The 25104-nt window shown below is 70.8% G+C and carries 20 protein-coding genes and 1 pseudogene; 5 read left to right on the forward strand and 16 right to left on the reverse strand.

Annotated elements, in window-relative coordinates:
* The 4 genes and pseudogenes from MXD58_RS01010 to fabG form a co-directional block, all read left to right on the forward strand.
* Positions 1-293: pseudogene (locus MXD58_RS01010) on the forward strand (hypothetical protein); the annotation flags it as partial.
* Between the two features lie 1134 nt (positions 294-1427).
* Complete coding sequence (locus tag MXD58_RS01015) at positions 1428-4643, forward strand: AfsR/SARP family transcriptional regulator (protein ID WP_248838155.1); 3216 nt, start codon at positions 1428-1430, stop codon at positions 4641-4643.
* Positions 4644-4943: 300 nt separating this feature from the next.
* Positions 4944-5948 carry an AfsA-related hotdog domain-containing protein gene (locus MXD58_RS01020; RefSeq protein ID WP_248838156.1) on the forward strand — a complete coding sequence of 335 codons (1005 nt, stop codon included), beginning with the start codon at positions 4944-4946 and terminating at the stop codon, positions 5946-5948.
* 70 nt (positions 5949-6018) lie between these two features.
* Positions 6019-6768 (forward strand): 3-oxoacyl-ACP reductase FabG, encoded by a 750-nt coding sequence (gene fabG, locus MXD58_RS01025; protein ID WP_518476910.1) that lies wholly within the window; start codon positions 6019-6021, stop codon positions 6766-6768.
* Positions 6769-6806: 38 nt separating this feature from the next.
* On the opposite strand, the gene MXD58_RS01030 is transcribed toward fabG, so the two are convergent.
* From MXD58_RS01030 to MXD58_RS01050, 5 genes are all read right to left on the reverse strand, one after another.
* Positions 6807-8612, reverse strand: coding sequence for a dipeptide ABC transporter ATP-binding protein (locus MXD58_RS01030; RefSeq protein ID WP_248838157.1), 1806 nt, complete (start codon positions 8610-8612; stop codon positions 6807-6809).
* Complete coding sequence (locus tag MXD58_RS01035; protein ID WP_248838158.1) at positions 8609-9472, reverse strand: ABC transporter permease; 864 nt, start codon at positions 9470-9472, stop codon at positions 8609-8611. Before MXD58_RS01035 ends, MXD58_RS01030 begins: the two co-directional genes overlap by 4 nt.
* On the reverse strand, positions 9469-10482 hold the full coding sequence (locus MXD58_RS01040) for an ABC transporter permease (RefSeq protein WP_248838159.1): 1014 nt from the start codon (positions 10480-10482) through the stop codon (positions 9469-9471). The genes MXD58_RS01035 and MXD58_RS01040 overlap by 4 nt, the downstream gene beginning before the upstream one ends.
* 23 nt (positions 10483-10505) lie before the next feature.
* Positions 10506-12041, reverse strand: a complete 1536-nt coding sequence (locus MXD58_RS01045; protein ID WP_248838160.1) for an ABC transporter substrate-binding protein — start codon at positions 12039-12041, stop codon at positions 10506-10508.
* A 146-nt stretch (positions 12042-12187) separates the two neighbouring features.
* Positions 12188-13126, reverse strand: a complete 939-nt coding sequence (locus tag MXD58_RS01050; RefSeq protein WP_250608979.1) for an alpha/beta fold hydrolase — start codon at positions 13124-13126, stop codon at positions 12188-12190.
* Positions 13127-13224: 98 nt separating this feature from the next.
* Between MXD58_RS01050 and MXD58_RS01055 the strand changes: the two genes are divergently transcribed.
* A complete protein-coding gene (locus tag MXD58_RS01055) occupies positions 13225-13752 on the forward strand; it encodes a cysteine hydrolase family protein (RefSeq protein ID WP_248838162.1) in 528 nt (175 codons plus the stop codon).
* Positions 13753-13756: 4 nt separating this feature from the next.
* On the opposite strand, the gene MXD58_RS01060 is transcribed toward MXD58_RS01055, so the two are convergent.
* From MXD58_RS01060 to pstB, 11 genes are all read right to left on the reverse strand, one after another.
* Positions 13757-14146 (reverse strand): PPOX class F420-dependent oxidoreductase, encoded by a 390-nt coding sequence (locus MXD58_RS01060; RefSeq protein ID WP_248838163.1) that lies wholly within the window; start codon positions 14144-14146, stop codon positions 13757-13759.
* Between the two features lie 28 nt (positions 14147-14174).
* Complete coding sequence (locus MXD58_RS01065; RefSeq protein WP_248838164.1) at positions 14175-15686, reverse strand: FAD-dependent monooxygenase; 1512 nt, start codon at positions 15684-15686, stop codon at positions 14175-14177.
* Positions 15683-17257, reverse strand: a complete 1575-nt coding sequence (locus MXD58_RS01070; RefSeq protein WP_248838165.1) for an MFS transporter — start codon at positions 17255-17257, stop codon at positions 15683-15685. The genes MXD58_RS01065 and MXD58_RS01070 overlap by 4 nt, the downstream gene beginning before the upstream one ends.
* A 91-nt stretch (positions 17258-17348) precedes the next feature.
* Complete coding sequence (locus MXD58_RS01075; RefSeq protein ID WP_248838166.1) at positions 17349-18326, reverse strand: 3-oxoacyl-[acyl-carrier-protein] synthase III C-terminal domain-containing protein; 978 nt, start codon at positions 18324-18326, stop codon at positions 17349-17351.
* 59 nt (positions 18327-18385) lie between these two features.
* Positions 18386-19066 (reverse strand): HAD family hydrolase, encoded by a 681-nt coding sequence (locus MXD58_RS01080; RefSeq protein ID WP_248838167.1) that lies wholly within the window; start codon positions 19064-19066, stop codon positions 18386-18388.
* Positions 19067-19072: 6 nt separating this feature from the next.
* A complete protein-coding gene (locus tag MXD58_RS01085) occupies positions 19073-20041 on the reverse strand; it encodes an aldo/keto reductase (protein WP_248838168.1) in 969 nt (322 codons plus the stop codon).
* 21 nt (positions 20042-20062) lie between these two features.
* Positions 20063-21301 carry a beta-ketoacyl-[acyl-carrier-protein] synthase family protein gene (locus tag MXD58_RS01090; protein ID WP_248838169.1) on the reverse strand — a complete coding sequence of 413 codons (1239 nt, stop codon included), beginning with the start codon at positions 21299-21301 and terminating at the stop codon, positions 20063-20065.
* Positions 21298-21537 (reverse strand): acyl carrier protein, encoded by a 240-nt coding sequence (locus MXD58_RS01095; protein WP_248838170.1) that lies wholly within the window; start codon positions 21535-21537, stop codon positions 21298-21300. The genes MXD58_RS01090 and MXD58_RS01095 overlap by 4 nt, the downstream gene beginning before the upstream one ends.
* 12 nt (positions 21538-21549) lie before the next feature.
* Positions 21550-22626, reverse strand: coding sequence for a beta-ketoacyl-ACP synthase III (locus tag MXD58_RS01100; RefSeq protein WP_248838171.1), 1077 nt, complete (start codon positions 22624-22626; stop codon positions 21550-21552).
* 808 nt (positions 22627-23434) lie between these two features.
* On the reverse strand, positions 23435-24283 hold the full coding sequence (locus tag MXD58_RS01105) for a winged helix-turn-helix transcriptional regulator (RefSeq protein ID WP_248838172.1): 849 nt from the start codon (positions 24281-24283) through the stop codon (positions 23435-23437).
* Positions 24284-24315: 32 nt separating this feature from the next.
* Positions 24316-25092, reverse strand: coding sequence for a phosphate ABC transporter ATP-binding protein PstB (gene pstB / locus MXD58_RS01110; RefSeq protein WP_248838173.1), 777 nt, complete (start codon positions 25090-25092; stop codon positions 24316-24318).
* Positions 25093-25104 lie beyond the last annotated feature (12 nt).

Raw genomic sequence — 25104 nt, forward strand, 5'->3', positions numbered from 1 at the left:
GGGTGGAGGCGGGCAGCCTGGCCGGCACGGGACCGGCGCGGCGCCCGCAGGGGTACGCGGGCACCGACCGCCAGGTCCGCGGCCGGCTGCTCGCCGTCCTGCGCGACGCCGACCATGCGGTCGGCGCGGAGCTGCTCGACCAGGTCTGGGACGAACCGGTCCAACGCGCCCGGGCCCTCGCCGGCCTGGTCGACGACGGCCTGGTGGTCCAGCTCTCCCCGGGCGTCTACGCACTCCCCGGCTTCCCACCGGCGGTTTCAGGGTTCGAGTCCCTGCCGGCCCACACCATCTGACCTGGGCCGTCCTGGCGTCCGGATCGCCGTGGAGATCGACAACTCGTCCTGGTGGTACCGCGACGGTGCCGAACCGCGGATGATCATTTCTCGATCTTGCCTCGCTGGTTGCTGAAAGTGTCCGAGTACGGGGCGCCTGCTGCTGGCGATAGCCTGCAGGGCGAGGGGCGTGAGGCGGCGACTCGCGGGCCCGTGGACGAGGGCGGGCTCGCTTCGCATGCGAAGGGGCGACACGTGCGGAAAGAGGCTCGCGGGGAACGCGGAAATGCTGTCGGTAGCCCTCGACATCAACAGAACCAGGCGCGAACTCCAACCCGACACGGCGACTGCCGGCCCGGAAATAATCATCATAGTTGGGATCGAGCCGACCGCCGGCCGCGGGGGCGGGCGTCACACTGATAAATCCGCAGTTCATCGCCCGACTGCCGCGATGCCTCGCCCCGGCTGAGAAGCGCGCGCACGCCGGCGCGAGCGGCCGACCGCGCACGGCAGGGAAATCGCCGGTCTGGTGCCGGGGAAAACGAACCCCGCACGGTCGAGATGCAATCCGGCGCGGCGGTTGCCACTGGCCAGGCCGGCGTTCGCGGCGGCCCGGGGCGATCCCTGTGACCAGCAGGATCAACCAGTTCCGCCGATGTATGGGCGGCAAACCAGTTCGACCTCGACCCCAACTGCCACGAGCGGGAGATCTGCCACACTTCTTCCCACATCTGGCCGAGAGCGGCGTGATAGGATCCGACACCCCTAAGATCACATTCTTCCGCATCCCGGAAGCGCCGGGCAGCAGGGTATTCTGGGCACCTGTCGACCCCGACGGCGTGCGCGCGAGATTCCTGTCAGGGATACGACACGGTGACGAAAGTTTGACTAACGTGCTTATCATCAAATTAGCCAGCGAAAGGAATTCTGGAACACTCTCTGCGACTCTCCCGACGCCGGCCAGGCGCCTTGGTTGTCGCCGTCGAGCCGTCAGGCCCGCCCGCCCTCGAGCGGAAAGCCACCGATTGCAACCTCGTCCGCAGCTCCCCTTCAGGTCCGCCAGCCCGGACCGCGACCATCCACAGGAGGAGCCTGCCCCTTCAGCGAGGCGAGGCCGGAAAACTGATGACCGGGTCGAGGCAGGAGCCCACGAGCATGGTGGACAGCACCAGCGCATTCAAAGTTCTGGGTCCGCTGGAGATCACTCTCGAAGGCGAGACGATCTCAATTGGGTCCGGAAAGCTCCGCACCCTGTTGACCTCACTCCTGCTGGACGCGGGCAGCGTCGTCGGCACCAACCGGCTGATCGACTGGCTGTGGGATGACCAGCAGCCGGCGAACCCACGAGGAGCACTGCACACCTACGTTCGGCGGCTCCGTCAGCTCCTGGACGACCCTGGGTTGCTGAGCACCGTCAGCAGCGGCTACCGCCTCAACCTCGGGACGGCCGACCTGGACCTGCACCGGTTCCGCCGGCTGGTCAGGGAGGCCGAGGAGACGACGGACCCGGAGGCACGGGCGATGCTGCTGACCAACGCGCTGGCGATCTGGCGTGGCCCCGCGTTGGCCGACGTGCCCTCCGAGTCCCTGCGCCGAGACAAGGCCGCAGCGCTGGAGGAGGAGCGACTGACCGCGCTGGAGCTCCGCTTCGAGCTCGAGGTAGGCCTGGACCGAGCCGCCCAGATGGTCCGGGAGATCCGCCTCGCGGCCATCGACAATCCCTATCGGGAGAAGTTCTGGGAGCTGCTGATGCTCGCCCTCTACCGGGCCGGCCGGCAGGCCGAGGCGCTGGACGTCTACCAGCAGGTACGCACGATGCTGGTGGACGAGCTCGGCATCGAGCCCGGCAGTGGCCTGCGGGACCTGCACGGCCGGATCCTCGAGTCCGACCCGGAGCTCCTCCTGCCGGACCGGTCCGCACCGGACCCGGCGACGCGGTCCACGGTACCGGCCCAGCTCCCCGCCGACGCGATCGGGTTCGTCGGCCGGCAGGCGCTGATGGACCAGCTCACCGCGGCCCTGCGTCCGTTTGGAACGCGGCCGAGCGTACCGGTCGTGGTGTTGTCCGGGCCGCCCGGAGTCGGCAAGACGGCGCTGGCGGTGAGTCTCGGCCACCGGCTGCGGCCGTCGTTCCCGGATGGTCAGCTTTATGTCAACCTGCGCAGCCACGAGCGGCTCGGCCAGGATCCGCCGCTCACTCCGGAGCATGTGCTGCCCCAGTTCCTCCGTAGCCTCGGTGTTCCGCCGGGCCAGATCCCGGTCGAGCTGGCAGAGCAGGCCAACCTGTTTCGGTCGAAGGTCGCCGGCCGACGCATGCTGGTGGTGCTCGACAACGCGTCAAGCATCGACCAGGTGATGCCGTTGCTGCCCGGCGACGCCGGTTGCTCCGTCATCATCACCAGCCGGGGGCATCTACGTGGCCTGGTCGCCAGCCTGGGCGCGCAGGTCGTCCAGGTAAGCACCCTGAGCCCCGAGGAGTCCCACGAACTCGTCGAGGGCATGTTGCGCAACGCAGCTATCCAGGTGGATCCCGCCCTGGTGCCGGAAGTGGCGACGCTGTGCGCGTATCTCCCGCTCGCCCTGCGCATCGCCGCCGCCAACCTGGTCACCTTTCCGGGCGGCCAGGCCGGCGAGTACGTGGAGAGCCTGCGCACGGGCAACCGGCTGGCGGCGCTCACCGTGGACGACGACCCTGTCCTCGCGGTGTCCAACGCCTTCGCGCTGTCCTACGACTCGGTCGGGCCGGACGAGCGCCGGTTGTTCGGCCTCGCCGGGCTCTTCCCCGGGCCCGACTTCTCGGCCAGTGCCGTCGCCGTGCTGGCGGACATCAGCACGGCCCAGACCCGCAACTCGTTGAACCGGCTCACGGTGGCGAACCTGTTGCAGCAGCAGGTGCCCGGCCGGTACCAGTTTCACGACCTGCTGCGGGAATACGCTTACGAGCGGGCGGGCGACCAGTTCACCGACCAGGAACGTGCGGCGGCGGTGGACCGTCTCGGCCTGTGGTATCTGGTCGGCACGAGGAACGCGGTGGATATCCTGCACGTGGAGTTCCTCCGGCTCCCTCCACCCCCGGAGATTCGCTCCGTGATCCAGGCGCCGAAATTCGTCGATGAGAGCCAGGCGATGGCCTGGCTGCTAGCGGAGTGGCGCAACATCATGGCCTGCGTCCGAGCGCTCGACAACTCCCGTTCAGGCTACCTGACCTGGCATCTGTCCGATGCGCTCCGCGGGTTCTTCTGGACCGGAAGATACCGGACCGAATGGTTGGAGGCGGCGCACGGAGGACTGATTGCGGCGGGCCGGAGCGACGACAAAATCGGGATGGCCGCGATGCACCGCAGTCTGGCCAACCTGTATAACACGCTCGGCGACTATCGCCAGGCGATAACCCATCTCACCGAGAGCATCGCCCTGCACACCGATCTCGGCATGCCCGAGGAGGTGGCCGCCATCCTGAACAACCTCAGTCTCGCCCATCTGAGTCTCAGCCAGGTCGACCAGGCCGAGCGCATCGGGCAGGAGGCCCTGGCGATCGCCCGGAAGGTCGGTTCCCCGCGGACCGAGGCAGCCGCACTCGGACTGCTCGGCCAGATCCACTGGGCGCAGGGCGACATGGCCGCGGCCACCACCTGCATCACGTCGTCGTTGCGTGTCGCCAGCGAACTCGGGCTACATCACCTCACCTCGTACAGCCTGCGGAACCTGGGCCTGGTTCGGCAGGCGCTGGGAGATCCGGAGGAGGCGAAGTCCTGCTTCTCCGAAGCTCTTGAGGTCTCCACGCGTATCGACTCCTTCTACGACCGGAGCATCTCGCTCTACGGGCTCGCGCTGGTGCACCACGATGTCGGCGACGACCAGGCCGCGCTCGAGTTCGCCGAGCAGGCGCTGGTCGCCTTCCAGGAGTGCGGCGACCGGACCTTCGAGGCGGAGACCCTCTGCACCATGTCGGCGATCCACGCCGAGCGCGGCGACTGGGCGGCGGCCCTCCCATACGCGCGGCTGGCATTCGAACGTGCGGATGCCATCGACAACACCGATGGGAAGGCATACTCGCTCGCCCGGATGGCGCTCGCGGACGGCCACCTCGGCCGGCCCGCCGCCGCGGAGCGGCATGCCACGGACGCCCTCGCCCTGGTGGCCGGCACCAACCGGATCACCCAGCGCAGGATCCTGGTGGACCTCGGACAGATGTACGCCGAGCAGCAGGAGTATCAACGGGCCACCGAGTGTGCACAACGCGCACTCGCCATCTCGGAGGCCACCGGGCAGCTTCTGGGCACGGCCGCGGCGAAGAGAATTCTGGCCGTGGTCGCGGGTCTCTCAGATTCTCATCAGGCCACTGATCTCCTCCGGAACGCAGCGTCCTAGAGCATCGCAGGGATCGCGTGCCCGATACCGCCCGGGCGCGCGGTCCCGGCGAGCTTTACCTTCCCCGTTTTCCGATCGGTGTCTGTCTGCGCAGCGCTCGTCTGACATGCCAACACGGTCCCGCCGATGGCGTCCCGACGGTGTTGACCGCCAGCCAGCCGTCAGCGGCACGAAAGGGCGGTCGAGATAGTTTTTTCCTGCGCAGGGGAATGCTCCGAGAACACGCGAATACCGACCCGAGGAAGGCGCATTGACCAGCGGGAGGACATCCCGCGCAGGACCCAAACGAAGGATCCGTAGATGCCGGCTGCCATTGAGATCGCCTACCCTGAGAACGATCCCCGCGAGCTGCACTTCATGCGGACGGTCGACCGTTCCCTCATCCACCGTCACGCGCTTTCCGAGGTGTTCCTGACCGACACCGTGCCCACCGGTGCGGCATCCTACCGGGCCGCCGCACAACTGCCGTCGTCGCACGCGTACTTCACCGACCACGTCCGGCACGGCGCGGTGGATCCGCTGCTCCTGCTGGAATGCTCACGTCAGGCTGAGACCTATGGCGCCCACGTGCATTTCGGCGTGACGCGGGAGACCAGGTTCGTCCTGCGGTCGTGGTCCATGCGGCTGCCGGGGCTGTTCGCCAGCCGCCCCCGGGGCCCCGCCGAGCTGACCATGGCGGTCGGTACGCGCCCCCTCATCGGCGACCGGCCGACGAGTCGGTCGTTGGCCTACGACATCGAACTCTCCCTGGACGGCGGCGCCATCGGCGACACGCACATCGAGGTGGGCTACCTGCCCGACTCCGCCTACGAACACCTGCGGGCGCTTCGCCGGGGAAGCCCGCCGCAGACGTCCGACGACCTCCGGTCCACACCCACGACGATCGCGCCGGCCGCAGTCGGCCGTGCCAGCAGGGTCAACACCATCCTGGTGGATCCCGTCCAGTCCGGTGACGACGCCACCGCCACCATTCGGGTGCCCGTCGACAACCGCAGCATGTTCGACCACGCACTTGACCACTTCCCCGGCATGGTGCTCACCGAAGCGGCCCGACAGCTGTGTCTGTGGTCCGGGGCGAGCCTGCTCGGTCTGCCCGCCACGGCGGCCACCGTCATCGCCTTCGACCTGGCCTTCACCCGCTTCGCCGAACTGGATGTGACGACCACCGTGGCGGCAGTCCTCCAGCACGAGGAACCGGTCGACACGCACACGTTCGCCGTGTCCTTCTGGCAGAACGACGCCGTCATCGCGGCGGGAACCATGACTACCTGCCCGGTTCCCGCCAGCCACCGCACCGACGCCTGAACTCCATCAGCCGCACACGATCCCAGCCGGATACCAATCCAGCTGGGCACGACCCCCGCTGGACAGGGCGATGACGGGCGCGGCGGCGGCGCCGCAGGCCCGAGAGGAGAACGCGATGGGCCGATCGATCTTCATCACGGGCGGGAACCGGGGCATCGGCCTGGCCACCGCGCAGTCGTTCGCCGAGGCAGGCGACCGGGTCGCCGTCGCCTGCCGTTCGGGGGCCGCTCCGGAGGGCGTCCTCGGTCTGCGCGCGGACGTCACGGTGCCGGGCGACATCGAGCGTGCGTTGCGCGAGGCGGAGGAGGCACACGGCACAGTCGAGGTACTCGTCGCCAACGCCGGCATCACCACCGACGTCCCGCTGCTGCGGATGTCCGACGAAAAGTTCGAGAGCGTGGTCGACACGAACCTGACCGGGACGTTCCGGGCCGTCCGGGCCGCCGTCGCCAGCATGCTTCCGGCCCGGCGGGGGCGGGTGGTGTGTGTGTCGTCGGCGCTCGGCTTCCTCGGCTCTCCCGGGCAGAGCAACTATGCCGCGTCCAAGTCCGCCCTCCTCGGCTTGGCGCGGTCCGTCGTGTGGGAGCTCGGGAACCGCGACATCACCGTCAACGTGGTGGCACCGGGAATCATCGACACCGACATGACCAAGCCGCTCACCGAGCGGCGCAGACAGGAGCTGATGCAGATGACCCCGCTGCGCCGGCTGGGGACCGTGGCCGAGGTCGTGGCCGCCATCCGATTCCTCGCCAGCGACGAGGCGAGCTACGTCACCGGCGCCGTCCTGCCGGTCGGCGGTGGCATCGCTATGGGCCTGTAGGGCGGATCTCGGCCGGATGCGGGCGGCCCGCGCCGCCATCAGGCGCGGGCCGCAGCCAGCAGCTGCCGGGTATACGGGTGCGCGGGGCGCTCCAACACCTGCTCCGCCTCCCCGCTCTCGACCACCCACCCGTCCTTCATCACCAGGACGCGATCGCTGACGTGCCGGATCACCGCGATGTCGTGGGAGATGAACAGCAGCGCCAGGCCGAGCTCGTGGCGCAGGACCGCCAGCAGGTCGAGGATCTGGGCCTGCACGGTCAGGTCGAGGGCGGACACCGGTTCGTCGCAGACGAGGACCTCAGGGGACGGCGCGAGGGCGCGCGCGATCGCCAGCCGCTGGCGCTGCCCGCCGGACAGCTCGCGAGGATGACGCCGCAACAGGTCGGCGGACAGCCCCACCTGGTCGAGGAGGGCGACGATCCGATCTCGTCGCGCCCGGCCCCGACCTGGATCGCGCACGGCCTCGCCGACGATCCGCTCGACGGTGTGACGCGGGTCGAACGAGGTCAGACAGTCCTGGTGGACGGCCTGGATCCGGTGCCGCCGCGGTCTGCGGTCACGTTCGCGCACCCGGCCCGCCGAGCCGGCCGCGACCCAGGGCGCGCCGGCGAACCGGACCGTGCCCTCGTCCGGTTCGAGCAGGCCGAGCACGGTGCGGGCCAGCGTGGTCTTGCCGGAACCGGACCCGCCGATGACACCGAGTGTCTCGGCGGCGCGAAGCTCGAACGTCACGGCCCGGACGGCGTCGCGCCACCTCCCGTCGGGATCGCGGAAACGTCTGGTGACACCGTTGGCTTCGACGAGCACCTCGGCGCTGTCCCGACGGAGCGGGGCGACCACCCGCCCCGACCCACCCCGCTCCGGTTCCGTCCCCGGCCGCCAGCACAGGACGCCGGGCTCGGGGCCCGGGTGACCGGGGTCCGGCAGTTGCTCGCGGCACCTGTGGTCGGCGCCTGGGCAGCGGACCGCGTACGGGCAGCCGTCCGGCCCGGCCGGCGGACGGCGGGGAAGGTCCGGGGACAGCTTGGTGCCCCGGGACTGCCGCGAGGGGGCCGCCGCGAGCAACGCACAGGTGTATGGATGCCGTGGACGGCCCAGTACGTCGGCGGTGGGTCCCTGCTCGACGATCCGTCCCTCGTACATGACCGCGACCCGATCGGCGACGGCCGCCACCGTGGTGAGATCGTGGCTGATCAGCAGCAGGGCGACTCCGCCGCGCACCAGACCGCGCAGCACCTCGACGATCCGCTTCCGGGAGGCGGCGTCCAACGCGGTCGTGGGTTCGTCGGCCAGCAGCAGGTCGGGTCCGGCCGCGACCGTTGAGGCGATCAGGGCCCGCTGGCGCAGTCCGCCGGAAAGTTGGTGCGGGTACTGACCGGCGCGCCGAGCCGGCTCCGGCACCCCCACCTGCCCGAGCGTCGTCACGACCTGCTTGCGGACGTCGCGACCGGCCACGATCCGGTGGACGCGCAGGGGCTCGGCCACCTCCGCTCCCACCGTCCGCAGTGGATCCAGGGAGGCCGACGCGTCCTGGGCCACCAGCCCGATCCGGCGGCCCCGCAGCGCCCGCCACCCCGGCTCGGTCAGGGCGGCCAGATCCACGCCCCGCAGCTGCAGCCGGCCGGCGCGGACCGTCGCACCGCTCCCGGCCAGTCCGATCAGCGTCCGGGCGAGGACGCTCTTGCCCGCCCCGGACTCGCCCACGACCGCGAGACACTCGCCGGGACGGACGGCGAGGGACACGTCCCGCACCGCCCGCACGCCAGCGGCGCCGTCCCGGAACGTCACGTCCAGCCGCTCGACGACCAGGGCCGGCTCGGCGGCGGCCACGTTCGGGCTCATCCGGCGCCACGCCGGGCGAGCCGCTCCTGAGCCCGGCGGGCGGCGGCCTGGAAAGCGAGCACGGTCAGCGCGAGCACCGCCCCCGGGCACACGCCGACCCACCACGCGGACCGCAGATAGTCCCGGCCTTCGGCCAGCATCAGACCCCACTGCGGGGAAGGGGGCCTCGGACCCAGCCCGAGGAAGCTCAGCCCCGCCACGTACACGATGGCCGAGCCGACCTCTACGGTCGCCAGCGCCAGCGTCGGACCGAGCACGTTCGGCAGCACGTGGCGCACGACCACGGCCGTCCGGCCGACGCCGAGCGCGCGGGCGGCCTCAACGTAGCCCGACCGGCGCGCGACCATCGCCTCGGCGCGGACGAGCCGCCCGTACAGCGGCGTCAGCGCCGCCACCATGGCGATCATGGTCCTGCCGCTGCCGGGCCCGAGGACCGCGATGACCAGGAGGGCCAGCAGCAGCGGAGGGATGGCGATCATCACCGCCATCACCCGGGTGAACACCAGGTCGACGAGGCGTCCGCCGAGCGCCGCCGCGAGGCCCAGAGCCGAGCCGATCCAGACGGCCAGCACGACGGTCCCGAAGCCGAGCAGCAGGGACCCGCGGGCACCGTGCAGCACCCGGGTGAACACGTCCCGCCCGAGCTGGTCGGTCCCGAACCAGTGCGCACCGCTTGGTGCTGCCAACGCGGCCGACGGGTCGACGGCGGTCGGCGAGACGTCCGTGAAGATCCCCGGTACCGTCACCGCTAGGACAACCAGCAGGAGGGTGCCAGTGAGCACGATCGTCGGCGCGCCGGCGACGAAACGCCTCACGGACCGGTCCGGCAGCGTCGGCGACGCCACCACGACGTCGGTCACCGGTCCACCGCCTCGACCCGAAGCCGCGGGTCGAGGACGCGTTGCATCAGATCCACGATGGTGAAGACGACGGTCGCGACCAGGGCCGACGTGAGGACGATGCCCATCACCACGGGCATGTCCCGGTCCGTGACGGCCTGGACGGTCAACGAGCCGAGCCCCGGCCGGGCGAAGACCGTCTCGATGAGGACGGTTCCGGCGAGCAGCGTCCCGACCAGCCAACCGCCAAGGTTGAGCGCGCTTGCGGCGGCATGGCGCAGGGCGTGCCGCATTGTGACGCCGGTCGGGCTCAGGCCGCGGGCACGCGCGGCGGTGGCGAACGGCTGCGCGAGGGCGGCCTCCAGGCCTTCCCGCAGCGCCCGAGAAAGCGCTCCGGCGCCCGGCGTGGCTAGGGTCAGCGACGGCAGCACCAGGCTGGCTGCCCCTTGGTCCCCCGCCCCGGGGAGGATCCGCAACTGGAAGGAGAACACACTCACCAGTACGATGCCCAGCCAGAACGTGGGCACCGACAGGGCCAGTGACTCCCAGGCCAGCGCAGCGGCGCGCAGTCCCGGCCGGCGGCCCGCGGTCGCGACTGCGATGACCACCCCGATCAGGACCGTGAGCGCCAGCGCCGCGGCCGCGAGTTCGGCCGTGGGTCGCAGCTGATCCCCGATCAGCTGGCTGACCGGCTGCTGGAGCTGATACGAAGTGCCCAGGTCGCCGCGGGCGAGACGGCCGAGATAGTGGGCGTAGCGCAGCGGCGCCGGGTCGTCGAGACCGTACTCCGCCCGGATCTCCGCCCGCACCTGCGGCGACGCGGACGTGCCCGGTCCGAGCAGGACCGCCACCGGATCGCCCGGTGCCAGTTGCAACGCGGTGAAGGTGAGCGTGACCGCGCCCAGCAGTACTGCGGCACCGGAGAGCAGCCGCCGCAGCAACTGTCGCAGGACGGCCCGTCGACGTGCCGGTTCGGGCCCGGGAGCCGGGCCGCACTCCCCCGTCGCCGGCGCCTGCTCGCAGACATGCATGTCGCCTCCGGACATCCGCCGCGCTACCGGGAGACGCGCCAGGCGTCGAAGAAGAGCGGCCAGGCGTTCGGGTCGACGCCGACGCCGGCGACCCGCCGGGCCACACCCAGGATCGAGCTGGGCGCGTAGAGCGGAACCGTAGCCGCGCTGGCGAGCACGTCGTGCTGGACCCGCCCGTACAGGTCGTCGCGGGCCGTCCGGTCCAGGCTCTCCGCGCCGGCGACCGTCAGCCGGTCCACCTCCGCGTCGGCCAGCCGCGCCATGTTCTGCCCGCCCGACGCCGGGGAGCTGGCGGAGTTGAAGAACAGCCGCAGCACATCCGGATCAGCACGGCTCCAGCTGAAGTCCAGCATCTGCGCCTTGTTGCCGTAGGAAAGCGCCAGGTAGGTGCCGACGTCGAGGCTGGGACGGGTGATCTCCACACCCAGCTTCCGCAGATCGGCCTGGATCGCCTGGCCGAGCACATCACGCTGGTCGCGCAAATAGGTCGGCACGACCGGCCAGGAGATGCTCAGCCGCCGGCCGTCGCGCACGCGGAACCCAGCGCCGTCGTGCCTGGCCCAACCGGCCTCGTCCAGTAGCTGACCGGCCTTGACCGGGTCGTAGGGCCAACTCTGCCTGACGGTCGCGTCGTAGGAGGGAGTGACGTCTGTCAGCGGGCCCCAGGCTCGCCGGTACTGACCGAAGTACACGGCGCCGACATCCCGGTCGACGTCGATTCCCCGCTGGATCGCGATGCGCACCCGGCGGTCGGTGAAAGGCGCCAGCGACGTGTTCAGGTAGAGGCTGTATGGGATTCCCGGCACGTCCTTGCGCAGCAGCCGCAGCTTGCGGTCGGCGCCGACGGACCGCGCGTCCACCGGTGGCACGGCGGCGGCGACGTCGACCTGCCCGCTGGTCAGCGCGCCGACCCGGAGGGAGTTCTCCTTCAGGACACGGATGACGATCCGGTCGAGGTAGGCGGGGCCGGAGTGCTGCGCGGTCGCGGGCGCCCAGTCATAGGCGGGATTCCTGGTCAGGACGACGCGCTGGCCCCTGGTATGACTGGTGAAGGAGAACGGCCCGGTACCAACCGCCCGCGGCCCGCCGGCGCACAGCTCACCAGCGTCGGCGGCGAGGATCTTCGGCGAGTAGAAGCCGAGATAGGTGGTGCTGGCAGCCTGGAGGAACGGGGCGAACGGCCGGCTGAAACGTACCCGCACGGTGTGCGGGTCGACGACGTCGGTGCCGGCGTACGGGCCGAGCAGGCTCGCGGCGTACTGCGACCTGGTCTGTTTCGCGACGATGTGCGCGAAGTTGGCCCGCACCGCCGCCGCGTCGAAGGCGCTGCCGTCGGTGAAGGTCACGCCGTGGCGCAGATGAAAGGTGTAGGTACGCAGGCCGTCAGTGATGTCCCAGGACGTCGCCAGCCAGGGGTGGAAACGACCGGCGTCATCCTGAGCGACGAGCGAATCGAAGACGTTGCGCAGCATGGCCGCGGTGACGTCCTGCTGACTGGCGTGGATGTCGAAGCAGGTCGGCTCCGCGTCGACGGCGTAGTTCAGGGTTCCCCCGCGCACGGGTCGACCGCCGCTCGCGGGAACCGCGGAGGTGCCGGGACCGCACCCGGCAAGAAGAAGTACCGCCACGGCGAGAAGTCCGAGCGCGGAGCGTACGGACAGAATGGGGTGCACGCAGAGCTCCGGGGGGTCGAGGGCCGGCGTGATCAGAGGGCCGCGGGCGGGACCTCCGCGCCCGTCGTCCCCCACTGGTCGGACGTCCAATTGACGCCGGGTGAGCGCACCCGACCGGCGGGACGCGCGGCGGCCTCGGCCTCGCGGAGATGACGCGTCACGAGCCCGTGTACCAACGGGCACCACTGCGGGGGGAAGATGTGGCCCAGGTCGTCGAGGACCATCAGCCGCGCGGCTGCGATCGCGCCGGCCAGCGCCTCTCCGTGCGCGAGGGGGAACACGTCGTCGCGCCGGCCGTGCACCACCAGGGTCGGCACCTGGATCGCGCCAATCCTCGCGGTCAGCGGCGGCGTGCGGTCCAGTGCCCGCAGATGGTTGCCGCCGAGGTCCGAGCCCGCCTCGCGTCGCATCGAGCGCTCCACCAGGTCCCGCCAGTAGGTCTCGCTGAACGGAGCGCCGGTCCCGACGAACACGCGCCAGCCGCGCACCGCCGCCGCGACGCGCGCCGCCCGGGTCGTCGGCGGGTCGTCGGTCATCCCGGCGACGTGGTCGAGCAGCGGCTGCCCCGGACCGGGCAGGCCGGTGCGTGGCGGCAGGTGGACGTCGCCGTTGGCATCCGGGGAGCAGGACAGCAGGACCAGAGAACGGACCAGGCTCGGCTCGTCCAGCGCGAGCAGCTGGGCCACGATTCCGCCCGCGGATTGGCCCACCACGTGCGCGGAGGCCAGTCCCAGCCCGGTGATCACGTCCGCCGCGTCACCGGCCAGGGTGGACAGGTCGTAGCAGGAAACCCTGAAATCGGTCTTCGTGGACAACCCGACGTCCCGATGGTCGTAACGAACCACCAGGTACCCGGAATCGGCCAGCCTCCGGCAGAGCGCGTCGGGCCAGGCGATCCCCTGGGCGGGACCTCCCATCACGAGCAGAATCGCGGGATCCGCTGGCCTGCCGAAACTCTCGGTCCATATCATAAGATCGTCTCGTGTCCGCACAAACCGTTCCATCTGCGCCTCTCTGCTAGCGTGCGCGTGTCTGAAATTCCGATGGGTCACGCGTGGAGGCGGCGGCGATGCCCGGTAACTGGCGCGGCGAGGCGACAGCCCTGGTGCTGGTGGATCTACAGCACTGGATCGTCGACATGCCGTGGGCGCCGATCTCGGGCACGCAGGTCGTCGACGCCTGCGCCCGGCTGCGTACCGGCCTGACCGAAACGACGGCGAAGACGGTGATCGTGCGCTATTTGCGTGCCGACGGCCGCGATGGTGGGCCCCAGGCCGCGCCGAACCAACTCGTCGCCGCCTTGGCGCCGCAGCCCGGCGACCTTCTCGTCACCAAGGACGGCCTGGACGCCTTCGCGGGCACCAGCCTGGCCGAGCTGCTGCGTGAACAGGGCCGCACCAGCCTGGTGATCGCGGGGCTGTCCACCGCGCACGGCGTGTCCGCCACCGCCGGCACGGCGGTGGCGTCGGGCTTCGACGTTACTGTCGTGTCCGATGCCACCGCGAGCGTGACGATGGCGGAGCACACCCGGGCGCTCGATGAGCTCGCGCGCGCAGGCGCGGCGATCTGCTCGCTGGCGGACGTCCTCGTGCCGTGAGACGTTACTGGCTGCTGCTGCCCGTGGGCCGGACGACGTAGACGACCCGGTACTGGGCGTCCGGCGGCGGCCCGTCCAGCGCCATCGCATAGCGGTCGGCCAGCGTCATGAAGAACGTCCCGGCTGAGTCCGGGTCGATGCGTTCCACCACCCCGCGGATTTCAAGATACCGGTACGGCTGGTCCGGGTCGTTGATGGAGACGGCCACGTTCGGATTGGCCGTCACGTTCCGGTACTTGTGCCGGACAGTCGTGTTCGTGAAATAGAGGAACTCGCCGTCCCAGGAAAACCACATGGGATTCACCTGCGGCTGCCCGCCGGGCCGGATGGTCGCCAGATGGGCGAAGAGCGGCCGCTCCAGCAGGTCGTGGTGGGTGTCCGGAATGATGGTCACAGTTATTCCCCTCAGGTGGCCGAGGCCGTCAGGCTGCCGTCGGCGGTGTGGTGAACAGTGCGGTCAGTCGGGTCCGCACCGGCGCAGCGTCGCGGGAGGCCGTGTCGACATGCCCGTCCGGGCGCACCAGGGCGGCGACCGTGCCCCGCGCCCGGCCGTGTCCGTTGAGCACCCGCACGTCCACCCGATCTGCGAAGCGGTCGCGACACAGGTCCGCCAGTGCGTCGAACGGGGCGCCGCCGGACCCGCGCCGCTCGGGCCGCTCGGGCCGCGAGATCAGCAGGGTGTAGCGCAGGTCGTCGAGCTCGGACCGCAGCGGCAGAGGAATCAGTGCGCCCGGCCGAAAGCCGGCGACCGCGCGGCCCTGCGTCGCCGGCACCTGGTAGCGGGTGCGCAGCCCGGCCAGCCAGGGAACATAGGAGATGTCGAACAGTCGAAGGGCGGAGGCGGCCCGCAGCAGCGTGTCCCGCAGCGCCACCTGGTAGCCGCGGCGCAGCAGCCAGATCCGCGTCTGCACGTCGGCCTGGCGGACGACCGCCCGGGCCACCTGCCCGCGCTCCGCCGCGTAGGTGTCCAGCAGATCCGGATCCGCCCGGCCGTGCCAGACGAATGCCATCTTCCAGGCCAGGTTGTGCGCGTCGGTGACGCCCGTGTTCAGGCCCTGCCCGCCGGCCGGACTGTGGATGTGCGCCGCGTCCCCCACCAGGAACACGTGCCCGACCCTGGTCCGCTCGGCCTGCCTGGCGTGCACCGAGAACACGCTGAGCCAGTCCGGGTCGCGCAGGACGATCCCGCCCGGGCCCCGCTCGTCGACCAACCGCTGGACTGCGGTGAGGTCGGCTCCCTCCTGGGTGAAGGACGGTGGCGCGGAGGTGAAGACCCGCCACCGGCCAGAAGGCAGGCCGCACGCGACCAGGATGCCGCGCGCGGAGCAGAAGTAGTGGGTCATCTTCGGATCCAGCGTGGTGTCCGCCAGGACGTCGGCCACCACGAAGCGCAGCTCGTAGGTGTCGCCCTCGAAGCCGATGCCGAGCTGGGCCCGGACCGTGCTGCTCGCGCCGTCGGCGCCGACCAGGTAGGCGAACTCCTCGACCCGCTCCGTGCCGTCCGGATACCGCAGCCGCGCCCGCACCCGGTCGTCGCCCTGCTCGAAGTCGAGCAGTTCGGTGCGCCATTCCGACGAGCCGCCGAGGCCGGCCAGCACTTCCCGCAGCACCTCCTCGACGCCCGGCTGCGGGCAGATCAGCGGCCGGGTGGCCGTCCGGTAGCGCAGATTGGCGATGACCTTTCCCGAGGAGTAGTAGCGCATCTGCGTCTGCGGCAGGGACCTCGATGCCAGCGCCTCATCGCCCCCGAACCGACGGATCAGCTCACGGGTGCGTGGCCAAACGCCGAGGGCTTTGGACAGGGTGCTCGGCCCGCTGGCCCGGTCGATGCAGCGCACCGGCACCCCGCGCCGGCCCAGCTCGATCGCGGCCGTGAGACCGGCCGGTCCGGAACCGGCGACCAGCACCGGCAGCCGCGCCGTTGACGGCGTCATGCGTCCACCGCCACGGTCACGGGCTCCACTTGCTCGACGGTGGTGGTGGCCTCCCGCGGCCGCAGCAGCAGGTTGAGCACGACGGCGGTGGCGGCTCCGATGCCGACCAGCACCCAGAGCAGGACGTGGAAGCCGTGCGTGTAGCTGTGCGTGAGTAGGTCGAGGAAGTCGGTGCGGGACGTGCCCGTGAGGCCGTCCGCCGCACCGGCCGGGTTCCCACTGACCGCCTTGTTCGCGATCGCGGCTGCGTCGGCACCGCCCGGTGGGATCGGCGTTCCCGGCAGACCCGCGGAGATCCTCCCCCGGGTCACGTCGAGCACCAGGGCCCCCATCGCCGCGATCGCCACCGCCTCGCTGGCCAGCCGCACGGTGTTGAACATGCCGGCGGCGGTACCCGCCTGTTCGGGCCGCACCGAGGTGATCGCGAGACCGTCGACCAGGCCGGCCGTCATGCCCATGCCCGTCCCGATCAGGAACAGCGGTCCGATGAGGGCGACGACCGCGATGTCCTGGTCGATGATCGTGAGCCAGGCGGCCCCGCCAGCGGCCACCAGCATGCTCAGGGTGAGCACCAGCCGGGTCGACACCCCGCGCCGGACGAGGTTGCTGACGACCAGCGGCACCACCAGCACCGGCAGGGTGAGCAGCATCATCGTGTAACCGGCGCGGCCGACGGACATCCCGCGGGCACCGGTCAGGTAGGCGGGCAGGAGCACCACCAGGCAGACGAACCCGAAGGACAGCGACAGCGGCACCAACGAGGCGGCCAGGAAGCGCGGCTGACCGAACAGGCCAAGGTCGAACATCGGCCGTGCCTGACGCAGTTCGGCGACGACGAACAGCGTCATGAGGACCGTCGCCGCCGCAAGGAGCAGCACGGTGCCGGCGCTGCTCCAGCCCCACTGCGGCCCCTGCACGACGCCGAGCATCAGCAGCAGCAGACCCAGCGTGAAGGCGGCGATGCCCGGCCAGTCAAACCGGACCGCAGCGGGATCGCGCGACTCCCGCATCATCGGGACCGCGGCGGCCACCAGGACCATGACGACCAGATGTGAGGCGAACACGCCTCGCCAGCCGAAGGTGTCCACCAGCAGCCCGGCGGTCGAGGGGCCGAGGGCCAGCCCGGCGCCGGCCGCCGAACCGAGGATGGCGAACGCCCTGGCCTGCGCCGCGCCCTCGAAGGTGGTGGCGAGGATCGCCGATCCAGCCGTCATGACCGCGGCCGCGCCGACCCCGGCCAGCGCCCGGACCACGTCCAGCACGATGATGTCGGACGTCAGCACGCTCACCGCGCTCGACAGGCTGAACAGGGCGAGGCCGGCGACGAACAGCCGCTTGCGGCCCATGATGTCGGCGGCCGAGCCGCACGCCAGCATGGAACACGCGAAGGCCAGGTTGTAGGAGTTGACCACCCATTGCAACGGAGCGTACCCGGCGTGCAGGTCGACACCGATCCGCGGCAGGGCGACGGACGCGCCGGTCAGGGAGGCTGGCAGGGTCAGAACGGCAAGGCAGACCGCTATCAGAACAATCGTCGGGCGGCCGCGGTCGTTCGCGGAAGTTGCATTCATGGCAGAGGTCCTTGTTCCCAGAGCCAGTGGGGCCGAGTAGGGCGAATAAAGCCGATGGGACGGATGCCGCGGAGGGTGATGCGCGGGCGGGTCAGGCCGCCGGACGGCCGACGGCCGCGCAGGAGAAGCTGAAGCCACCACCGGCGCCGATCACCAGGGCGAACTCGCCCGGTGCGAGCAGGTCCTGCTCGACGATCGCGGCGAGGTTCGCGACCATGTCGCCCGCGCCCAGATGCCCGGTCTCCGCGCCGAGATCCACGATCTTGGCGGTGGTGGCGTCCTCGACGGCCGGGTGATAGGTCTCCTGCCGCACCTTGAGACCGACCCGGGGCAGCGCGATGAGGCGCAGCCGCGGATCGTCGGAGGCGAGTCCGCTCTCGGCGAGACAGTCCGCGATGATGCGACGGAGCGTCGCGTGCACGTCCCGGAAGAAACCGGCGGTGCCGACGTCCTCCAGGAATGCCTTCTTCGTCCGCCTCACGTCCACCCGCTCACTGAGCCACCGGCTCGCTGGGGTGAAGGGGTCGCGACCACGATGCAGACCCTCGGCGGCGGAGACCGCCCCGCTGGCCAGACCGAGCAGCGTCAGCTCGTCCACCGTGTCGTCCCGTTCGTGCAGGAGCATCGCCGTCGCACCGTCGCCGTAGAAGACGCCGTAGTCACCGCTCCAGCGGTCGAATCCCTCGTCACGGAAACAGTCGGCGGTCGTCACCAGCGCGGCGCCGGTCGTGCTGTCGGCGAGCAGGCGGGCGCAGGCCGCCTCCAGGGCGACTCCCCCGCCGTTGCACATGACCTGGATGCCCAGCGGGACGCTGCGGCTGGCACCGAGCTGATCGGCGATGTAGTGCGCGGGCGACCAGAAGTCGTGCCCCTGGTGATGGATCCAGGCGTGCGCACTGAAACCGAGGCGGCTGCCGTCCCAGCCAGCGGCGTACAGCGCCGCCCGCGCGGCCCGGACCGCCATCTCCGGCGCCGCGACGTCCCGCGCGACAGGTACCCGGATGACGGCAGTGTTCTCCAGGTCCTGTTCGCTGATGTGGCCTTGGCCGATCGCGTCTCGGGCGGACATGGTCACGTCGGGCAACCAGGCCCGGACCGCTCGAAGACCGAACCCCGGTCCGAGATGCATCACGCCTTCCCTTCGCGTCGTGTCGGAATGCCGGGCAGGCGGTCCCAGCCGCGCTCGGCCGCATGGGCGAGGAGCACCGGGTCCTGCCCGACCACGCCGGCGTGGCCCACGGCCAGAAGCATCGGCAGGTCCGATGAGTGATCGCCGTAGGCGACGCAGCGCCGCCCGTCGACGCCGAACTCGGCGAGCAACGCCCGGGCCGCGGTGGCCTTGCCCTCACCGATGACGGTGCGCAGCACCCGGCCGGTGTACCGGCCGGCACGGACTTCGGGGACGGTGCCGAGCACGTGATCCGCCCCGAGGTGTTCCGCGATCGGGCCGAGGCAGGCCGAGAACGATCCCGACACCAGGACGGTGATCGTCCCGGCGGCCTGGAGTCGGCGCAGCACCCGCACCAGTTCGCCGTGGAAGAGCGAGCCCCCCACCATCTCCCGTTGGAACCACCGCCGGCCGCTTGCGGCCACCTCGGTCTCCCGCTGGCCGGCGAAGACCTCGTAGTAGAGCCGGTTGGTCTCCTCGCGCGGCGCCCCGTCGGCCGCGAGGCGGTGCAACCGGTCCGCGATCTGCCGGTACCGGTCCGGCGCGTCGAGGTGGAACTCCAGAAAGCTGAGCATCCCCTTGACGGTGATAAGTGTTTCGTCGACGTCGAAGAACGCGACCCGGGCGGGTTCGGTGCCCATGGCGACTCAGTACCTGGTGCCGACGGCCGCCGGCACCGCGTCGAGATCCGCCAGGTCTTCGGCGCTCAGGACCAGGTCCGACGCCGCCACGTTCTCCCGCAGGTAGCGGGGGTTCTTCGTGCCGGGAATGGGGACGACCTGGTCGCCCTGGGCCAGCGTCCAGGCAATGGCCACCTGCGCCGGCGTCGCGCAGCGGCGCTCCGCCACCTCGCGGACGACATCCACGATGCGCTGGTTCGTCACGATCGCGGAACTGCGGAACCGCGGGTTGGTCGCCCGGAAATCAGAGTCCTCGAACCGGTCGGCGTGCAGGGTGCCGGTGAGGAAGCCGCGGCCCAGCGGGGCGAACGGCACGAAGCTCACCTCATTGTCGGCGCACCATCGGGCGACGTCGTCCGCCTTGTCCGGCCCGAGCGGGTCCCGCGTCCACAGGGACAGTTCCGACTGGATCGCGGTGACTGGGTGGATCGCGTGCGCCTCGACGGCCTGCGCCACGTTGACCTCGGACAGGCCGAGGAAACGCACCCTGCCCTCGGTCACCAGCTCGGCCATCGCCCCCCAGGTGTCCGCGAGCGGAACGGCCGGGTCGACGCGGTGCAAGTAGTAGAGGTCGATGACCTCCGTGCCAAGCCGGCGCAGGCTCGCCTCGACCGCCGTGCGCAGATAGGCGGGCGAACCGTCGAGATGTGACCTCCGGGCGGCCAGGTCCTCGATCACGATGCCGAATTTCGTGGCGACGACCACGTCCTCGCGCCAGCCGACGGCGGCCCGGCCGAGCAGTTCCTCGTTGTGGCCGGCGCCGTAGATGTCAGCGGTGTCGAGCAGGGTCACGCCGAGATCGACGGCTTCCCGGATCACCTCGACCGAACGGTCGTCGTCGAGTTCGGACTCCTTGTAGAGCCAGCTCATCCCCATGCAGCCCAAGCCGATCCCGCCGACCTCGACCCCGGTTGCGCCAAGTTTTCGCACCTGCATCCCACGTACTCCTTTTCGGGCTCAGGCGGCGACGAGCACCAGCGCCGCGTTGTGACCGCCGAATCCCAGCGAGGTGCTCAGCGCCACCTCGAGGGGCGCGCTCGTCGCCTTGCCAACGACGACGGTCAGGTCGACCGCGGGATCCAGGTCGGTGAGGTTCGCCGTCGGCGGGACGACTCCGTGGCGCAACGCCAGCGCGGTGAGACCGGCCTCGATGGAGCCAGCCGCGGCCAGGGCGTGGCCGGTCACGCCCTTGGTCGAGGTCACCAGGGGACGCTCGCCGAGGGTCCGGCGCAGCGCCTTGGCCTCGGTGACGTCGTTGAGCGGCGTCGACGTGCCGTGTGCGTTGACATGGTCAACGTCGTCGCCGACGACCCCTGCGTCGCGCAGAGCCGCCCGCACCGCCCGCTCGATGCCCGCCCCGGCCGGATCCGGCGCGGTCGCGTGGTACGCGTCCGACGAGGCTCCGAATCCGCTGACCAGGGCGTGGACGTCGGCACCGCGGGCGCGGGCGTCGGCGGGCCGCTCGAGGACGAGGATCCCCGCACCCTCACCGGCGACGAACCCGTCCCGGGCCACGTCGAACGGGCGCGACGCGGCAGCTGGGTCCTCACGCCGGGCCGACAGCGCGCCCATCCGCTGCAGGCCGGTGATCGCACCCGCGGACAGGGCCGACTCGGCACCGCCGGCTATCACGACGTCGCAGGTGTCGGACCGCAGCAGGTCCCGGGCGAGACCCACCGCGGTGGACCCGGACGCACAGGCCGTCGCCGTGACCAGGCTGGGGCCGAGCGCCCGGCAGTCGATCGCCACGCAGCCCGCGACCATGTTCGCCATCCCCATCGGGATCATCAGCGGCGAGACGTCCTCCGGCACGCCTTCGACGAAGAAGCGGTGCTGCCGTTCCCAGGTCTCGGTGCCGCCGAGCGAGTTGCCGATCACCACCCCGACGCGCGCGCCGTCCCACGTCCCCGGGTCCAGCCGGGCGTCGGCGATCGCCTGGCGAGCGGCCACGATCGCAAGCTGGACGAACCGGTCGAGCCGCCAGGCCATGGCGCGGCCCAGCAGCTTCGACCCGTCGAAGTCCGGCACCCGGCAGGAGAAGTCGACCGGGAGACCGGCCAGGGCCGGGTCCCGCGCCGCCGCGGACACCCCCGAACACACCCGCTCCCAGGTGGCGTCCGTCCCGATGCCGGCGGCGCTGACCAGGCCCAGACCGGTGATCGCGGCGTCGAACCGGGCCGGCGAGGAGCCGGTCACACCCGGCTGCCCTTCGCCTCGACCAGCCTGGCGGTCTCGGCCAGGGTGGTGCGGATCTGCAGGGCGTCGTCGTCGAGCGACACCCCGATCTCCTTCCTGATGATCAGGAGGAACTCGATCAGACCGAGCGAGTCGAGCATCAGCTGCTCGTAGGTGCTGTCAGGCGTGACGTCCTCAGCGACGACACCGAGTCGGGACACGAGCAGGTCGGCGAGTGTTCCTTCCAGCGTGTTCATGATGTTCTCCGATCAGCGGGCTGCGGCGTGCACGGGCAGCGCGGCGGGAAGGGGCGGACGCGTCGGGAGCGGGAGCCCAGGCAGCGGCTCGACGGACAGGGACGGGAACGTCAGCCCTGCGGCTCCCCAGGTGAGGCCGCCACCGAAACCGCAGAGCATGACGTGGTCGTCCGGTTGCAGGTGACCGGAGACGACGCCGTCGACCAGGGCAAGCGGGATGGACGCCGCAACCGTGTTCGCGACCCGGTCGAGGTTCACCACCAGCCGTTCCACAGGAATCCCGAGCTCGAGGGCGACGGCGTGCAGGATGCGGACGTTCGCCTGGTGCGCGATCACACGGTCGATCTCGCCGACCGACCAGCCGACCCGCTCGGCCACCTTCCGTGCGGACTCGCTCATCCGGACCACGGCGTTGCGGAAGACGGGGCGACCCTGCATGGCGAAGTAGTAGTCGTCCTCTGGCGCGACCAGCCCCATCGAGCGTTGCTCGGAGCCACCAGCCGGCACGGTGATCAGGTCGGCCTGGGAACCGTCGCTTCCGAGGTCGAATCCGAGGAACGCGCCCCGCTCCTCAGCCTCGCCGGCCCGCAGGACGACGGCGCCGGCGCCGTCACCGAAGATCGCCCTGGTGGTGCGGTCCCGCGGGTTGAGGATGGTGGAGAACGAGTCGGCCCCGATAACCAGCGCGGTGTCAGCGGACCCGCACTCGATCATCGCCACGGAGATGGCCAGCGCGTAGACGAAGCCGCTGCACACCGCCGCGATGTCGAAGGCCGGCACCTCCCCGAGACCGAGTCTGCTAGCCACTTCGGGAGCCGTCGCCGGACAGGGGTGATCCGGCGTGCTGGTCGCCAACACCACCAGGTCCACCCGGGACTCGCCGGCCGACCTCAGCGCGCGCCGGCCCGCCTCGACCGCCATGTCGGACGTCGCCATGCCCGCGTCGACGACGAACCGCTGCCGGATCCCGGTCCGTACCCTGATCCATTCATCGGTCGTGTCCAGTTTCTCGGCGAGCTGGTCGTTGGTCACCAGCCGGGGTGGCACCCAACCGCCCAGCCCGGACAGCACCGCGGCGCGGGCCGTCAAGGGACGATCCCGGATGTCGTGCCGGTGCCTTCGCCCGCCGACAGTCGGGCGGAAGCCCGGTTTCCACCGGTCCGCAGAGTAATTACCGTCATGGCCGATTCCCCTTCCTACGGAAAGGACGTCGTGGTCGCGCACGGCCTCACGGTGCGATGCCGCGTCCACGACCTGGCGCGCTGGACAACAACGACGCTAGCCCCGCGTTCTTTCATGCCACTGACGCCCGCCTTTCCGGCCGTCGACACGAGGCGACACGCGGATTTTCCCGCAGCGAACCGCACTATGATCAGATGGCGCGGAAAGAATGATTCCCGCGAGATTTTCAGGCCTTCGCCCTCGCACCAGCCACAGCGACGGATCTCGGCCGGCTCCGAACCGGACATCGCCCGGCTCCGGACGGCGGCATCGAGGCGCTGGAGTACCTCGCGAACCAGCACCTCAACGACGATCTTGACTCATTGGACAGCTTGGCCGCGGCATGGTCCCACGAGCGCGGCGTCGTTACCCCGGCGCGGCTGCGGGCAAGATGGAACGGCCTCGTAGGGCCGACGGTCCGCGAAACCGGGCTGGTTTCAGCAGGTCCGAATGGTGCACTTGACTGCACGAACCCCCTTGATTACTCCGAATATCTCAGCCTCGCCGTCGAGGAGCTGATAGACGCGGGTATACCACTGGGATCGCGGACCGCGAAGGCCGGTGATCGGCGAGGCGGCCAGGCAAGTCTCGCCCGAGATCCGCGCGCGCCGGCCAGTCGCCGCGGTGCTGCGCGGTCAGGCTTTCAGGTCTGGCCACCTCGTTCGTGTCCGCCTGATCAAAGACGGTCCGGACCAAGGTTGCGGCCCAAGCCCGTCTCGGGCCTCGCGCGGAAGCGGTAGCCGACGCCGCGGATGCTCTCGATGACCGTCGGGCCGCCGGCGGCCTCGCCCAGGCGGCGGCGCAGCCGGCGGACGTGCACGGCGAGGGTGTTCGTCTCGGTGTCCACCGAGCCCCAGACCTCGCGCAGCAGGGTCTCCCGCGGCACCACCCGGCCAGCCTGCTCGAGTAGCAGCGCGAGCAGGCGGAACTCCCGCGGCGGGACCGGCACCAGGGCGCCGTCGAGGCGGACCTCGTGCGCGGCCCGGTCCAGCAGCACCGGCCCGCCGCGCAGGATCTCCGCCCTGGCGAGGCCGGCCACGCCCGACCCGAGCCGGCCAGTGCCCAGGCCGCCCACCATCGCGAGGACCTCGGCGACCCGGTACGGCTTGCCGACGCAGGCACTCGCCCCGGCGTCGAGCCCCGCCGCGGCAGCGGACCGGTCGTCCGGGCCGACCGCGAGCAGGATCGGCATGTCGTCGTGGCCGGGGACGCTGCGGACGGTGCGGACCACCGTCACGCCGTCGACGACCGGCAGCCGCGCACCGATGAGCACCGCGGCCGGCCGCTGCCGGCCGATCTCCAACAGGGCCATCGCCCCGTCCGAGACCACGCTGATCTCGACGCCGCCGCCGCTGATGGCTTCGAGCATGCCATCCTCGACGTCAGCATCGGCGATCAGCAGCGCGGGGCCACCGACCGGCGGCCTGGCCCCGGCCGCGGCGAGCACCGCGACCGGACCTGGCCGCGCCGGCCGGTCTTCCTCCCCGCCCCCCGGCAGGCCTTGCCACTGCTGTGCCGGGGCCATGCGCCCGTCCTGTTCACGCGCTCCGGACGCGGTCAGCCGAACCGTCCGGAGACATAGTCCTCGGTTCGCTTCTGGGACGGGCTGGTGAAGATCTTCGAGGTCTTGTCGAACTCGACGAGACGGCCGGGGTCACCGGTCTTCTCCAGCGAGAAGAAGGCGGTGGCGTCGCTGACCCGGGACGCCTGCTGCATGTTGTGCGTAACGATGACGATCGTGAAGCTCGACTTGAGCTTCGTGATGAGGTCCTCGATCGCCAGGGTCGAGATCGGGTCGAGCGCCGAGCAGGGCTCGTCCATGAGCAGCACCTGCGGCTCGACCGCGATCGCCCGGGCGATGCACAGCCGCTGCTGCTGGCCGCCGGACAGTCCGGCGCCGGGGCGGTTCAGCCGGTCCTTGACCTCGTCCCAGAGGTTCGCCCCGCGCAGGGACTCCTCGACCCGCTCGTCGAGCAGTGCCTTCTTGCGCACCCCGTTGAGCTTGAGCCCGGCGATCACGTTCTCGTAGATGGACATCGTCGGGAACGGGTTCGGCCGCTGGAACACCATGCCGACGGTGCGCCGGACGTTCACCGGGTCCATTCCGGGCCCGTACAGGTCCTCGCCGTCGAGCAGCACACTGCCTTCGACCCGCGCGCCGGGCAGCACCTCATGCATGCGGTTCAGTGTGCGCAGCACGGTGGACTTTCCGCACCCGGACGGCCCGATGAAGGCGGTGACGTTCTTCGGTTCGATGGTCAGGTTCACGTCGGACACGGCCTTGAACTTGCCGTAGTACGCCGTCAGCCCGGTTACGTCGATACGGGTGGCCATGACAACCTCGAC

Origin of the sequence: Frankia sp. AgKG'84/4 (assembly GCF_023242965.2) — a bacterium.
Taxonomy (GTDB): Bacteria; Actinomycetota; Actinomycetes; order Frankiales; family Frankiaceae; genus Frankia.

Excerpts from the sequence above, each read along its gene's own strand:
- MXD58_RS01030 (WP_248838157.1), bottom strand. The coding sequence starts at position 8,612 with ATGAGCCCGAACGTGGCCGCCGCCGAGCCGGCCCTGGTCGTCGAGCGG.
- MXD58_RS01085 (WP_248838168.1), bottom strand. The coding sequence starts at position 20,041 with ATGCAGGTGCGAAAACTTGGCGCAACCGGGGTCGAGGTCGGCGGGATC.
- MXD58_RS01095 (WP_248838170.1), bottom strand. The coding sequence starts at position 21,537 with ATGAACACGCTGGAAGGAACACTCGCCGACCTGCTCGTGTCCCGACTC.
- MXD58_RS01050 (WP_250608979.1), bottom strand. The coding sequence starts at position 13,126 with ATGATATGGACCGAGAGTTTCGGCAGGCCAGCGGATCCCGCGATTCTG.
- pstB (WP_248838173.1), bottom strand. The coding sequence starts at position 25,092 with ATGGCCACCCGTATCGACGTAACCGGGCTGACGGCGTACTACGGCAAG.
- MXD58_RS01105 (WP_248838172.1), bottom strand. The coding sequence starts at position 24,283 with ATGGCCCCGGCACAGCAGTGGCAAGGCCTGCCGGGGGGCGGGGAGGAA.
- MXD58_RS01075 (WP_248838166.1), bottom strand. The coding sequence starts at position 18,326 with ATGTCCGCCCGAGACGCGATCGGCCAAGGCCACATCAGCGAACAGGAC.
- MXD58_RS01080 (WP_248838167.1), bottom strand. The coding sequence starts at position 19,066 with ATGGGCACCGAACCCGCCCGGGTCGCGTTCTTCGACGTCGACGAAACA.
- MXD58_RS01040 (WP_248838159.1), bottom strand. The coding sequence starts at position 10,482 with ATGCATGTCTGCGAGCAGGCGCCGGCGACGGGGGAGTGCGGCCCGGCT.
- MXD58_RS01015 (WP_248838155.1), top strand. The coding sequence starts at position 1,428 with ATGGTGGACAGCACCAGCGCATTCAAAGTTCTGGGTCCGCTGGAGATC.
- MXD58_RS01020 (WP_248838156.1), top strand. The coding sequence starts at position 4,944 with ATGCCGGCTGCCATTGAGATCGCCTACCCTGAGAACGATCCCCGCGAG.
- MXD58_RS01070 (WP_248838165.1), bottom strand. The coding sequence starts at position 17,257 with ATGAATGCAACTTCCGCGAACGACCGCGGCCGCCCGACGATTGTTCTG.
- MXD58_RS01055 (WP_248838162.1), top strand. The coding sequence starts at position 13,225 with ATGCCCGGTAACTGGCGCGGCGAGGCGACAGCCCTGGTGCTGGTGGAT.
- fabG (WP_518476910.1), top strand. The coding sequence starts at position 6,019 with ATGACGGGCGCGGCGGCGGCGCCGCAGGCCCGAGAGGAGAACGCGATG.
- MXD58_RS01065 (WP_248838164.1), bottom strand. The coding sequence starts at position 15,686 with ATGACGCCGTCAACGGCGCGGCTGCCGGTGCTGGTCGCCGGTTCCGGA.